Source organism: Lutibacter sp. HS1-25 (assembly GCF_004121075.1).
GTDB lineage: Bacteria > Bacteroidota > Bacteroidia > Flavobacteriales > Flavobacteriaceae > Lutibacter.
Genome location: NZ_RHLN01000007.1, coordinates 23,929 through 36,925, shown reverse-complemented (window position 1 = coordinate 36,925; position 12,997 = coordinate 23,929). Strand labels below are relative to the sequence as shown.

Sequence of the window (12,997 nt, the reverse complement as noted above, 5' to 3'; positions counted from 1 at the left end):
CCAAACAGAAGAGAAAATCTCTTCAAAAAATTAGCGTATTGCTGTAACGCAAAAACACACTGAGTAAAAATTCGGGCAGCAATACTATTGTCAAATTTTAATAACACAAAAATGAAAAAATTTATATTACTAGGAATTATTTTAATGAATGGAATGTTAATTTCTTGTTCAAATGATGAAGATCAAGATTTAAGTTTTTACCAAGAAGGTTTAGAACTATTTGCTACTGGAGGAGAAAATGGGGAATTGCCACCTCCGCCACCAAAGCCATAAAATTTAAATTAATTGTCAATTGATTATTAGTTTTATCTTATTTTTGAGGAATGAAAAATTTAAAATTTACATTCCTCTTTTTTGTTGTTAGCAGTTTATTTATGTTAGCATCTTGTTCTCCAAAAGAAGAATTAAATTCTTCAAAAGTGAGTGATTTAGATACTATTGGTTTTTTTATACAAGAGATGAAAAATGATAGTTTGGCTATTGAAACTCGGTTAAACAGCGCTAACAGTGCTCTTCAAAAAATAGGGGCTGATAAATCTGACCCACGTATTGAAGATATTCTAACTAATAAAATTTATTTATTTGGAAGTTTAAAGCAATATGATAGTGCAATTTACATTTCAAAACAATTGATACAAAAATCAAAACAAGACAACGACTCAATTGCAATTGGACGCAATTATTCGATTCTTGCCTATTACTATAATTCAAACCAACAAACAGATAGTGCTTATTACTATTATAATTTAATTAAAAATGAATATTTAAAATACAATGACAGTATTTTAAATGGTAATAACCTACTAACAATGGCTATTATTGAGCGTTCTTTTGGAGATAATATTGCAAGTGAACATTCAGGTTCATTGGCTTTAAAATATTTTGGTGATAAAAATCCAATTTCCTCGGCAAGTGTATACAATAACTGGGCAATTTCTTCAAACGAACAAGGAGAACTAAAAGACGCGTTGCTATTTTATAAAAAAGCGATTGATTTAACAACTTCAAAAGAAAATAGCATAACTATAAAAAATAATATCGCTAATACCTATAGAAAATTAGGAGATTACAATACTTCAATAAAAATTTTAGATAGCTTATTAAAAGATACTATTGTTAGTTTTACAACAAAAGCTAGGGTTATAGACAATTTAGCTTACGTTAAATGGTTGGCAAAAACAACTGAAAATGTGTTACCTGAGCTAGAAAAAGCCTTGGAAATGCGATTGCAAGAAAATGATTTATATGGATTAATTGCCAGTTATGCACATCTTTCAACATATTATGAAAACTTGAATACTAAAACAGCTATTTATTACGCTTCCAAAATGTACGATGTGGCAATCAGTCAAAATTGTATACCCGATCAATTAGAAGCTTTACAGAAACTGATAGCGTTGGATAAGCCGGTAAAAGCAAAAGCGTATTACCATACTTACCTACATTTGAATGATAGTTTACAAAATGCCAAACAAATAGCAAAAAATCAATTTGCTAAAATAAAATATGATAGTGAAAAAAATAGAGAAGAAAATTCACAACTAAAAATCATTTCAGCTGAAAAGCAATTGGAAATTCAAAAGATAAAAACAAATAACATATTATTGTTCACATCGGGAAGTACAATTTTTATTACTTTATTGGTTTTTATATACTACAAAAGAAAAAAACACCAAATAGAAAAAAGGGTAGAAGTTTATAAAACAGAAAAACGTATTTCTAAAAAAATTCATGATGAAGTAGCCAATAATATGGTAAACATTATGAATAAAATACAATATACCGATAACTCAAAAGAAGCTTTATTGGATGATTTGGAAAAAGTGTATTTATTGACCAGAGATATTTCGCATCAAAACAATTCAATTGAAACTGGAGTGCATTTTGAACTGTTTTTAAAGTCAATGCTCACCAGCTTTAATAGCAATACCACAACGGTTATTCTTAAAGACATTCAAAAAGTAGGATTGGCTTCATTAACAAAAGAAAAGCAAATTGAATTGTATCGTATTTTGCAAGAACTCATGGTAAATATGCGCAAACATAGCGAAGCTACACTTGTTGCAGTTACTTTTAAAGTTGATAAAAATCTATTGTCTGTAAAATATTCAGATAATGGTAAAGGTTTGGAATTAAATGAGTTAAAATTTAAAAATGGACTTAAAAATATCAAAACCCGCATCAAATCTTTATACGGAACTATAACTTTTGAGACAAGCATGCACAATGGTTTTAAAGCATTCATAAGTTTTAAAAAGTGATTTTTAAAAATTTCATTCCTTTTTTTATTTTTTTTTCTGAAGTGTTGATTTTGTGTAGTTTAAGAGACAATTCGTGAATAAGAATTAAAAAAATCTTCCATTTATTTACAATTTTATCTGTTGTTTTTAAGCGTAATACCTAGAAATTAAAAAATAAGATTTCTCCAAAATTAACGCTTACATAATTTTTTATAAAATAAAATTAATGATGAATTTTATGAATAAATGTAAGCGTTTTGTCTTTTGTGCTATTGAAAATAGACTTCAATTTGAAAACCAATAATTCGCCCTTTTGTTTTTTTTATCAAATATTTTAAAATTTTTTAAGCATATTTTTTTCTGATTTACGGAAACCCGTAAAGATTTGATTTTTAATGGAATTATATTTGAATTAGTAAATTAAAATTAAGTATTGAATAGTATAATTAATTTTTTATAAAAAATTGAAATCTTTATGGAACATATTCATATTACAAAAGAACTCCAAACCCATTTTTTAAGGTTATATCAAATGGCATTTTCAGATGATAATTTTGATGTTTTGGAATTAAAAATGCTATATTCTTTCGCGCAAGAAAGAGGTGTTTCTGAGGAGCAATTAAATTATATATTACTACATCCAACAAATGACAATTCAATTCCTGAGACAATAGAGTTGAGAGTTGAATATTTGTATGATTTAGCAATTATGATTTGGGCAGATGGCAAGGAAACTCTTGATGAGAGAAATACTTTAAAAAAATATTGTAAAAGGTTTGATTTTTTAGAAGAGAATATAGAAGAATTAACTACATACTTATTAAAAAACGCAAAAGAGGGAGTTAAGAAGGAGGTAATTATTAATGATTTAAAAAATTTATAAAATGGGATCTATAAAGAATTTATTTGCAATTAATAAGCCAAAAGTTGAAGAAAACAAAATTGAAAGTACAGAGGATCACAGAGAGCAGATTAGAATTACTTATTATCAAAGTGGTTTTGCAGCCTCTCAAAAAGCAACTGGAACTCCAATTGTTTTAAATGCTTGTTTGCAAAATGTATATAACAGTTTTGAAAATCAATGTAAAAAACAAGAAGTAGAACAAAAAATGTTGAAGCAACCTTTTGTTGAGGAAATGGAAAGACAAAATACACAATTAAAAAAATTAGAAACTTTAAAAGGAATTAATGAGGAAAAGGTAGCTAATTTTAGAAGTAAAATTGTAAAAGCAAATGAAGATATTGTTAATGTAAAAAGGAATCCTGAGGACTATGGGATTGATGTAGATAAAAATCCAAAAGCATTGTTGTATATTGGTTTAAGTCTATTAGTTCCAATAACTATTTACCTTTTCGTTTTTTATATATCTGCATCATATTCTGCTTTTTTTAAGGAATTTTCTGATGATAGTTTAACTGCAGCTATTTTTGATGCAAATGCCTTAACAGAGGCATTTAAAGCTAGTTGGTTGGAAGGTGTACTAATTATTACAATTCCTTTTGTTTTTTTAGGACTTGGGTATTTAATACATATGATGCAAAAGAGTAAATCTGTTATTAGTATTATTAAGCTTGTGGGACTGTTTATGATTACATTTTGTTTTGATGGATTATTGGCTTTCATTATTGAAAAAAAGATATATGATTTTAATAGAACACCGACGACACCAGATTTTAATTTTAGTATTGCAATTAGAGAACCAGAATTTTGGATGATTATTTTTGCTGGATTTGTAGTTTACTTAATTTGGGGGTTGGTTTTTGATTTTATAATGAAAGAATATGATAATTTGGATAAAATAAATGTATTCATTAGGTCTAAAAAGGATGAAATTAAAAATTTATATACTCAAAAGAATAAGATAATTTCAACAATAGATCAAATAAAAAAAGATATTACAGATATTGAAGGAAAAATTTCAGAACTACAAGCAAAAATCAATGGTTTTATTTTTCCAATAAAAGAGTACTTATTGTATCATTCACAGTATAAGGAAGGTTGGTACCAAGCCATTGGGACAGAAATAGCATTGCCTAAAAAACAAAAGGAAGATTTATTAGCACAATGTGAAGTTGTTTGTCAAGAACATTTAAAAAGTTTAAAATTAGATGATTTTCAAAATCAAAATGTAGTCTACTCTTAAAATATTATAATGAAAAAAGAAATTAAAAAAATAGTTTTCATTTCGCTGCTTATTTTGAATATAGCATGTGGTGGAAATGATAGTAAGGAAGTTAAAGATACTGTAAATGAAGATTCAAAAAAAGTAGTTGAAAAAACTGATTTAAATAATTGGAATGTTAGTTTTTTACTAGATTTATCAGATAGAATAAACCCCGAAAAATACCCAAATGAAAGTTTGGATTATTATAAAAGAGATGTTGGATATATAAACAGTGTTGCTCAAGTCTTTAGTTCTCATTTAGGAGCAAAAAAGAATAGAAGCATGGATGATAAAATTCAACTTTATTTTGATCCTGAGCCATTAAGTTCGGAAATAAATTCTATATCTAAAAAATTAAAATATCACATTACGAAAGGTAATATTACCCCTGATTTATTAGATGAAATTAAAAATACATATGCAAATTCTCCAATAGAGATTTATAATTTAGCTATTGAAGATGGACAATATGTAGGGTCTGATACTTGGAAATTTTTTAAGAATAAAGTAAAAGATTATTGTGTTGATGAAGCCTATAGAAATGTTTTAATAATTTTAACGGATGGATATGTATATCATGAGTCAACTAAAATTAAGGAAGAGAATTTGTCAACGTATATCACGCCAGAAACGATTAGAAGGGATCATTTAAATGACTCAAAATGGAAAACTAAATTCGATGAAGGAAATTTTGGATTTATTCCATTGGATCTAGATTTATCTAATTTAGAAATTTTGGTTATTGGTATTAATCCAGATGTGAAAAACCCTTACGAAGAAGATGTTATTAAGGCATATTGGACAACTTGGTTTGAAAAAATGAATGTAAAAAAGTTTGAAATTAAGAATGCAGATTTGCCCTCAAATATGGAAAATATTATTAAGGATTTTCTAATAAACCACTAACGAGTATTATATATTTTAGAATTTTGGAAAAAAATGATTCCCTCAAAATATTTTTACAAAAATGTTTAAAATTGTAATAATAAATCTATTTTTTATTTTTTTATTTGTTAGTTGTACATCAAAATCTAAACAAGCTAAATTAAGGATTGATAATAGTTTATCAATCACTAAAGTTAGGGGTGCACAAAATATTATTGAAGCTTCATTAAAACTAAATGAGTTTTTTTTCTACCCAACTTCAACCACAAATCAAATAATCAAACATCCCTATTTTACGGTTTCGTATAGTGAAAAAAACGAACAGGCTGAATGGGTTGCCTATAAAATTACAAGCAATAATTACAATAAAAGTATAGAAAGAACAAATGACTATCGAGAAGACCCATATGTAAAAACTCAATCTGCCAGTCCGAAAGATTATTCTGGTAGTGGCTATGATATGGGACATTTGGCTCCTGCTCACGATATGGGTCATAATATAACTGCTATGAGTGAAAGTTTTTATTTGAGTAATATAAGTCCTCAAAAAGCTTCTTTTAACCGCGGAATATGGAAGTCCTTAGAAGGGAAAATTAGTTATTGGTCATCTTTTAACGATTCGATTTATGTAGTAACCGGACCAATTTTAGACAACCCAATTGAGCATATTGGAGAAAATAAAGTTACTGTACCAAGAGCATTTTATAAAACATTACTTGCTTTTAAAAATGGTAAAATAAAGGCAGTAGCCTTTATAATGCCGAATGAAAAATCTGATAAATCCATTTATACCTATGCGGTTCCAATAGATAAAGTAGAGGAGGTAACCGGAATAGATTTTTACTATAATCTTGATAAAATAATACAAGATTCATTGGAAGCGAATATAAATTTAAAAACCTGGATTTCAATAAGGTAATTATGGGAAAACTCATTAAAATACTATTAGCAATTTCATTCTTTTTATGTCTATTTGATATGCCTTATGGGTTTTATGAATTGGTACGATTTTTAGCTTTGGTAGGTTTTGCTATTTTAGCATACAAATCAAATGAACAGGATAAAAAAACAGCTGTTGTTATTTATATTGCTTTGGCAATTTTGTTTCAACCTATTTTTAAAATAGCATTAGGAAGGATGTTATGGAATGTGGTTGATGTAATTGTTGGACTGGGCTTGTTAATTAGCTTGTTTATTTCTAAAAAAAATCAATTAAAACATAAATTATAAAAATTAACATTCTATTTTGTGTAAATCCGCCACTTAAAGTCAACGGGTTTTGGTGGTTTTAGAAAATCTTTTTTTATACACAAAAGACCTTCAACAGTAAATAATCAATTAAACCAGTTGAAACGTATTTCAATTGTAGCAAATTAAATTCATTTTAAATTATCACATTCATTTTATTTATAACGCAATTATCATTATTTTGCTAGCTAAAAATTGTTGCAAACCAATGCGTCTTTTTTTAAAAAAATAGCTGAAATAAAACAATTGCAAACCCTGTAGAAATAGAGAATTATGAAAAACGAAACTCAAATAAAATGCCCTAATTGCGGAACATCAATTGATGTTCAAGATATATTATCGCACCAGTTAGAAGAAGAAATCAAACAAAAATACCAAGCTCAAATCGCAGAGGAGAAGAAAAAATATGCTTCAGAATTTGAAATTTTAAATAAAGCGAAAGAGGATTTTGAGAGAAAAAAGAAGCAGGAAAATGAACTGTTTCAAGAGCGTTTAGAATCTCAATTAAAGCAAGAAAAAAGAGCCATTGAAGAAAAGGTCAAAGCAAAATTAAAAGAAGAACAATCGGAGCAATTTAAGTCGTTACAAAATGAATTAAATGAAAAATCGGAGCAAATAAAAGAGTTAAATCGTACCAAAGCTGAAATTGAAAAATTAAAACGTGAAAAAGGGGAGTTGAAAGAAATTGCGGAGGCTGAAGCTCAAAAAAAATTAAATGAAATTTTATTAGCTGAAAGAGAGAAAATAAAAAGGTCTGAAGAAGATAAAAATGAGTTGCGTTTTAAAGAATTGATAAAACAGTTAGAAGATCAAAAAAAACTGACAGAGGAAATGAAGCGAAAGCAGGAGCAAGGATCTATGCAAATGCAAGGTGAAGTTCAGGAATTGGCAATAGAAGAGTGGTTAGCTGCTAAATTTCCGTTAGATACTATTGAGGAAATTAAAAAGGGAGCTAGAGGTGGAGATTGTATTCAAATTGTGCATACACGCACTGAACAGAATTGTGGTACAATTTATTATGAAAGCAAACGAACCAAAGATTTTCAACCTAGTTGGATAGAAAAATTTAAAGCAGATATTAGAGATAAAGGTGCAAATATTGGTGTGTTGGTAACAGAAGTAATGCCGTCTGATATGGATAGACTGGGCTTAAAAGATGGTATTTGGATTTGTAATTATGAAGAATTTAAAGGGCTTTGTACTGTTTTAAGAGAATCCATTATTCAAGTGAGTACAGCGGTTAGTTCTCAAGAAAATAAAGGCGATAAAATGGATATGCTATATGATTTTTTAACTAGTAATACCTTTAGAATGCAAATTGAAGCCATTGTTGAAGGCTTTACCCAAATGAAAGCAGATTTAGAAAGTGAAAAACGCTCTATGCAACGAATTTGGAAGCAACGAGATAAGCAAATAGAAAAAGTTGTTACCAATACCATTGATATGTATGGTTCAATTAAAGGAATAGCGGGTAATGCGATACAGTCTGTTAAAGCATTGGAACTGCCAGGTTTTGATGAAGAGCAAACGGAATTAGACTAAGTTCAATAAAATTGAACCTTAAAAATATGTTTACCTATTTTACGAGGTGGCGCCTAACTAATTGATAATTAAGCTCAATTTTTTATCAATTACATGGGTTAAAAAAAGTATGAATTACTTTGAAGAGACAAAAAACAGGCCACCTCCGTCGTACAAATAATCATTACCTAAACAGATAGTTTCTTTTTTAAGAGTGGCAATGTATTTATCGAGCGCCTTACCATCTTTGTGTTTTAAGATATTTCCTAAAAAAAGTACCTTGTTGTCAATCATCCCCATGGTTCCGCCAATAAAACCATTTTTATGGTCGATAATTCTAATTTCAGAAGGATCAAAATAAAAATAGGCTATTTCAGCCTTTTTAAGTGCTTTAACAATTCCGTTATCAGACGTAATTATTGTATCGTCTAAAGTAAACATACTGCATCTGGCATAGGATTGAGGGATATTTACAAGTTGTTTTAACGAACACCATTTTTGAATGGAGATGTCTGGTTTTCCTTTTTTACAAAAGAAATATTTTTTAGTGCTTAAGCAATTATACAGCACACTATTATCTATATTTTTACCAACAGGATTTGTTCCAAATGTATAGTTCACAGCTTTTTTATCAAGAAAATTAATCAATTCTTTTGTAGTGTTAGGAGCTATAATAAGTTTATTTGCATCTTGAAACATAAAGATATCCGGATGACCAGAAATAGCGTTGTATGTGATATCCTCGCTTGAAAACTCGAAAATATCATCTACATATTTTTCAAGGTTCTTTTTTACCTCTAAAGGAGTTCTTTTGTCAATTATAGCATACATCTAATTCAAAATCTTTTAGGTTTTTATCTGCTACAAATTTAATGTCATATCCTTTTTCTCGAAGTGTATTTCTGTTTTTTCCTTTATACCCAATAGCGTAATTCAATTGATTTTTTGCCACATAAATGATTGATTTTCCTTTATGAAGATGTTTGCTCATCAATACATCGCTCCATAATTCAGACAATACCATTTCTTTAAACGAAGGATGGATAGGGCCAGTTATTAACGATTTGTCAAATTCTAATTCTTCCGAAGGATGCAAACCAACTCGTAATACCTTTATACTGGCTTCATTAAATATTTTTAGTACTTCTTTACACCAACTTAAAGCATCTTCCATTGAAAGTGGTTGATATTCGCCTTTTTTATATAATTTTTCCAAAACAGTTCCTTTTACTACAATTGTTGGATAAATACGTGTTGTGTCGGCCTTTAAACGAACAATATCCCGGGCTGTTTGTAAGGATAATTCTAGCGTATCATAGGGAAGTCCCAACATCATTTGAAGTCCCAATTCAAAATTTCTTTTGCGAATAAGTTTAGCTGCATTTTCAATGGCATTAAACTTATGACCTCTTCCAGATTTAACCAGCACTTTATCGTTTGTAGATTGGGCACCTAATTCAATAGCGGTAACACCGTATTGTTCTAAAATATCTAAAATTGGATTTGTAATATAATCAGGTCTTGTAGAGATTCGAATACCCTGAACTTTACCAGTTTTTACATAGGTATGTGCAACTTTTAAATAATTGATCATTTCCTCTTGAGGAATACCTGTAAAACTACCCCCAAAAAAAGCGATGTTAATTACTGTGCCTTCAGAAAGTGTTGCAAGGTAACTATCTATTATTTGACCAATTTCATTTGGTGTTGGAACCGAAAAAGTATTACTTATTTTTTCCTGATTACAAAACACACATTGATGCTGGCAGGCTAACTCAGGAATAAATATTGGGATATTACAATGCTTTTTAAGACTCATTTTATAACTATTTGTGCTTTTTTATTTTAAATTATTAGCAATAGGTTTTAAAATGCAATTTTACGATAATTAAATTTGACTCTAGCTTGTAAGGTGTATAAACATATTTTTAGGGTTCAATATTGTTAAGATGAATCCTATTTTTAAATTTAGTCATTAATTGATTTAAAATAAGTTTCACAATTAAATCATTTTTCAACGAACGATAATTTCATGAATTTTCCCTGCAACTTCAAGACCTGCATTTCTTCCTGTATCTTGAAAAATAATTTTTTGAGTTCTTTTATTTAATAGTAAAACATTTACTTCTGAAGTCATACTTTCATTTATACGGCCATCCATAAAACCTAATATTGGAGAAGAAAGTTCGGTTGTTTCATGTCTAAAAGCTTTAATTTCAAGTTTGTATTTGCTGTTTTCTAAAATGATTTCAACTTTATGTGAATCAACAAATGATTTAGTAAGATATGAATTATTGTATGTTGTAAATTCAATCAATTTATTGTTCAGCCAAAGTCCTGCTATAAAGCCAATAAATGAACTTTTTAGCCAAGGTATTTTGGCAACTGAACATTTTAATGATACGTTGGGTTGACTAAAATGATTTGTTTGCATCCAAATATAAGCACTTGGAAAAGAATGCCCCCAGTCCTTTTCAATATATCCCTTTCCGGCAGTAAAATCTATAACTTCATTGTGAATAGTCAATTGACCTTCAATGGAATGATCCATACTTAATATACCATGATAGCATTCCATAAATGGAACAAAAGAGAAAGGTCCCATAATACCAGGAGAATACCATTTACTAGGCCATTTCACTAGTTTTTTAAAACGTAACTCACCTTTTATTTCAGGTAAATCTAATTGGATGTTATGAATAGTAAAAATATTATTTGCCAATTTAAATTCAAATGTATCTGCTTTTGTTTGAAATTCTTGCATATCAAACTTGTGATACTCAGCAGTAAGTTTTTTTCCATCTAAAATTTGAATAAAACCTTGTTGATTTCCATTTTCATCCATAGAAATACCAGGTATAATGGCAAATGCCCTATCTTCTAATTTATTGAGAACTTTGTAATACCATCCTTCAAAATACTTTTCAGTTTTTCCCCAGCCATGGTATCGTTCAGGATTAAACAAGGCTTTTAATTTTTTTGTAAGCATATTTGAAATAATATTTATATAAATCAAATATAAGAAACATAAAATAGTTTGGTATTTTAAATGAACGTTTTAAAACATTACCCTGTAAAACGTGTAAACTGATGTTTGGTTGCAAGTAGCATTGATAAATTGAGGATTAACACAATAACCTAATTGTTGTGCTTTTCTTCCATCTGTGTAAGTGCCTATTTTATCTCCAAACAAATATTTAAAAATGGCTTTATTATTATAAAAATCAACATCGTTTGTGTTAATATCTATAAATTCATCAGATTAAAAATCGGTACTTCAAACAATGGAGATACCATACAAGAATATGCTAAACTACTTTGATAACAGAAGTGTAAATGCCTCCGCTGAATCATTCAATGCAAAATAAAATTATTTATAGTTCAGTTTAGAGGTATTAAAAACGTGGATTTTTCTTTTTAAGACCATCAACTATTTTTGCTTAAAACCAAAATCTCATAATTTTTGGACTTGATCAATCGTATTCTTTTTCGTATTCAAATGTAAGAAATTTAGTTATACTAAACATAAAAAAATGGTTTAGTGAACACTAAACCGTTAATTTTTAATTACATAAAATTTGTAGCGAGATCGGGAATTGAACCCGAGACCTCCGAGTTATGAATTCCAAGTAAAAATTGATTTACAACCATTTTACTGGGGCTCCAGAGCTATATAATTTTAAAAACGTATGCAAAAAAGTATGCGGTTTTTAGCTTTTGATTATTATAATATTTTACTCAAATATAAAAAGAATTTGGATTGGTTTGAATATTAATTTAATAAATAATTTTGTTGGAGAACAGAAATAAGAAAATGTTTTTAAAATCACTTTAATTTTAGCTTTCTGATAATTGTCATAAAGGTTAAAAAAAAAATATTTAATTTTAATACCTTGAAAAGCCCCCAAATGAATTGCTAAAAAAATCAACATATATTATTTATAAACAACAAACATAGATTCTCTTGTTTTTTAGTGTTTTTTTTATGGGATAAACTTAAGTGAGCTAAAAATTATTAGTTTACTTAAGTTAGTAATAAGATGAATTAAATGTTGTTTTATCTTGACAAAGAAACGGATTAAACTATTTATTATTTAGATAAAACGAGTTAGGCACAATTAAATTCGAAATTGGAACAACTATGAAAAATAAATATTTATTGTATATTGATATTCTTGGATTTGCTGATTTAGTCAGTAGTAATTCCGATAAAGTAGAAATGATTTATAACATAATTGATTCACTTAATGTACATTCACACAATGCATTTAAAACAATAGTTTTTTCAGACACAATACTTGTTTACAATAAATCAGAGCCTACAAACACTAAAGAAAATCAATATTTTGTGATGTATGCTATTGAATTTATACAAGATTTAACATATCATTTAGCAGATAAAGACATCTATTTTAGAGCCATCTTGACTTATGATAAATTTAAACATTATAATCTTAAGAACGTTGAATGTTATTTTGGAGATGCGTTGATTAATTGTTACAATAAAGAAAAAGAAGTAAACGGAATAGGTTTATTCATAGATAAAAGAATATTAAATTTCAATCGAATATATCCAACTACTAATTACGATAATGACTTAAATTTTGTTTCAGTATTACAATGTTTTGAAAGATTAAGTGAAAATACTCTAGGCATTTTACCTTCTGAGGATTTATTGACAATAGATGGAACAGATGAATATTGGGCGATAAAATTTGAACTGAATTATTTAAAAAATATTTATTTAAATTCAATAAATCATTCAAATTCAAAAGTAAGAGGAAAATTTCTTCAGACATATCAGTTATATAAAAACCTTTTCAAACCAATTCTGACCGAATTTGAGAAAACCAATTTTTCATATCAAAGCATTAATGAAAATGCAGATTGGTCTATAAAAAGAGAAACATATGACTAAACTGTGCCTAACACCTCATA

At 28.1% G+C, this 12,997-nt stretch carries 12 protein-coding genes; 9 read left to right on the top strand and 3 right to left on the bottom strand.

All coding sequences use genetic code 11. From position 1 onward, the window contains the following. The first annotated feature begins 111 nt into the window (after positions 1–111). From EC396_RS17820 to EC396_RS04305, 8 genes are all read left to right on the top strand, one after another. Positions 112–273 carry a hypothetical protein gene (locus EC396_RS17820; RefSeq protein WP_164975201.1) on the top strand — a complete coding sequence of 54 codons (162 nt, stop codon included), beginning with the start codon at positions 112–114 and terminating at the stop codon, positions 271–273. A 50-nt stretch (positions 274–323) separates the two neighbouring features. Then, positions 324–2,261: a tetratricopeptide repeat-containing sensor histidine kinase gene (locus EC396_RS04335; RefSeq protein WP_129365481.1), complete on the top strand. Its 1,938-nt coding sequence runs from the start codon at positions 324–326 to the stop codon at positions 2,259–2,261. 454 nt (positions 2,262–2,715) lie between these two features. After that, positions 2,716–3,123 carry a hypothetical protein gene (locus EC396_RS04330; protein ID WP_129365480.1) on the top strand — a complete coding sequence of 136 codons (408 nt, stop codon included), beginning with the start codon at positions 2,716–2,718 and terminating at the stop codon, positions 3,121–3,123. A 1-nt stretch (position 3,124) separates the two neighbouring features. Next, positions 3,125–4,384 carry an ABC transporter permease gene (locus EC396_RS04325; protein WP_129365479.1) on the top strand — a complete coding sequence of 420 codons (1,260 nt, stop codon included), beginning with the start codon at positions 3,125–3,127 and terminating at the stop codon, positions 4,382–4,384. A gap of 9 nt (positions 4,385–4,393) precedes the next feature. Beyond that, complete coding sequence (locus tag EC396_RS04320) at positions 4,394–5,311, top strand: hypothetical protein (protein ID WP_129365478.1); 918 nt, start codon at positions 4,394–4,396, stop codon at positions 5,309–5,311. A 61-nt stretch (positions 5,312–5,372) separates the two neighbouring features. After that, positions 5,373–6,209 carry a DNA/RNA non-specific endonuclease gene (locus tag EC396_RS04315; RefSeq protein ID WP_129365477.1) on the top strand — a complete coding sequence of 279 codons (837 nt, stop codon included), beginning with the start codon at positions 5,373–5,375 and terminating at the stop codon, positions 6,207–6,209. Between the two features lie 2 nt (positions 6,210–6,211). Next, positions 6,212–6,520, top strand: coding sequence for a DUF6804 family protein (locus tag EC396_RS04310; protein WP_129365476.1), 309 nt, complete (start codon positions 6,212–6,214; stop codon positions 6,518–6,520). Between the two features lie 291 nt (positions 6,521–6,811). Next, positions 6,812–8,080 (top strand): DUF2130 domain-containing protein, encoded by a 1,269-nt coding sequence (locus EC396_RS04305; protein ID WP_129365475.1) that lies wholly within the window; start codon positions 6,812–6,814, stop codon positions 8,078–8,080. 114 nt (positions 8,081–8,194) lie between these two features. On the opposite strand, the gene EC396_RS04300 is transcribed toward EC396_RS04305, so the two are convergent. From EC396_RS04300 to EC396_RS04290, 3 genes are all read right to left on the bottom strand, one after another. Further along, positions 8,195–8,890, bottom strand: coding sequence for a DUF6873 family GME fold protein (locus EC396_RS04300; protein WP_129365474.1), 696 nt, complete (start codon positions 8,888–8,890; stop codon positions 8,195–8,197). Next, the gene (locus tag EC396_RS04295) at positions 8,874–9,878 is read right to left on the bottom strand and encodes an elongator complex protein 3 (protein ID WP_129365473.1); all 1,005 of its coding nucleotides are present in this window, start codon (positions 9,876–9,878) and stop codon (positions 8,874–8,876) included. Before EC396_RS04295 ends, EC396_RS04300 begins: the two co-directional genes overlap by 17 nt. A gap of 195 nt (positions 9,879–10,073) precedes the next feature. Continuing rightward, entirely contained in the window at positions 10,074–11,048 is a 975-nt protein-coding gene (locus EC396_RS04290; RefSeq protein ID WP_129365472.1) for a tocopherol cyclase family protein, read from the bottom strand. A 1,152-nt stretch (positions 11,049–12,200) separates the two neighbouring features. Between EC396_RS04290 and EC396_RS04285 the strand changes: the two genes are divergently transcribed. Next, on the top strand, positions 12,201–12,977 hold the full coding sequence (locus EC396_RS04285) for a hypothetical protein (RefSeq protein ID WP_129365471.1): 777 nt from the start codon (positions 12,201–12,203) through the stop codon (positions 12,975–12,977). The last annotated feature ends 20 nt before the right edge of the window (positions 12,978–12,997 follow it).

What these genes read in the sequence shown, in the direction of transcription:
- EC396_RS04305 (WP_129365475.1), top strand. Translation starts at nt 6,812, where the DNA reads ATGAAAAACGAAACTCAAATAAAATGCCCTAATTGCGGAACATCAATT.
- EC396_RS04290 (WP_129365472.1), bottom strand. Translation starts at nt 11,048, where the DNA reads ATGCTTACAAAAAAATTAAAAGCCTTGTTTAATCCTGAACGATACCAT.
- EC396_RS04335 (WP_129365481.1), top strand. Translation starts at nt 324, where the DNA reads ATGAAAAATTTAAAATTTACATTCCTCTTTTTTGTTGTTAGCAGTTTA.
- EC396_RS04325 (WP_129365479.1), top strand. Translation starts at nt 3,125, where the DNA reads ATGGGATCTATAAAGAATTTATTTGCAATTAATAAGCCAAAAGTTGAA.
- EC396_RS04320 (WP_129365478.1), top strand. Translation starts at nt 4,394, where the DNA reads ATGAAAAAAGAAATTAAAAAAATAGTTTTCATTTCGCTGCTTATTTTG.
- EC396_RS04315 (WP_129365477.1), top strand. Translation starts at nt 5,373, where the DNA reads ATGTTTAAAATTGTAATAATAAATCTATTTTTTATTTTTTTATTTGTT.
- EC396_RS04310 (WP_129365476.1), top strand. Translation starts at nt 6,212, where the DNA reads ATGGGAAAACTCATTAAAATACTATTAGCAATTTCATTCTTTTTATGT.
- EC396_RS04330 (WP_129365480.1), top strand. Translation starts at nt 2,716, where the DNA reads ATGGAACATATTCATATTACAAAAGAACTCCAAACCCATTTTTTAAGG.
- EC396_RS17820 (WP_164975201.1), top strand. Translation starts at nt 112, where the DNA reads ATGAAAAAATTTATATTACTAGGAATTATTTTAATGAATGGAATGTTA.
- EC396_RS04295 (WP_129365473.1), bottom strand. Translation starts at nt 9,878, where the DNA reads ATGAGTCTTAAAAAGCATTGTAATATCCCAATATTTATTCCTGAGTTA.
- EC396_RS04300 (WP_129365474.1), bottom strand. Translation starts at nt 8,890, where the DNA reads ATGTATGCTATAATTGACAAAAGAACTCCTTTAGAGGTAAAAAAGAAC.
- EC396_RS04285 (WP_129365471.1), top strand. Translation starts at nt 12,201, where the DNA reads ATGAAAAATAAATATTTATTGTATATTGATATTCTTGGATTTGCTGAT.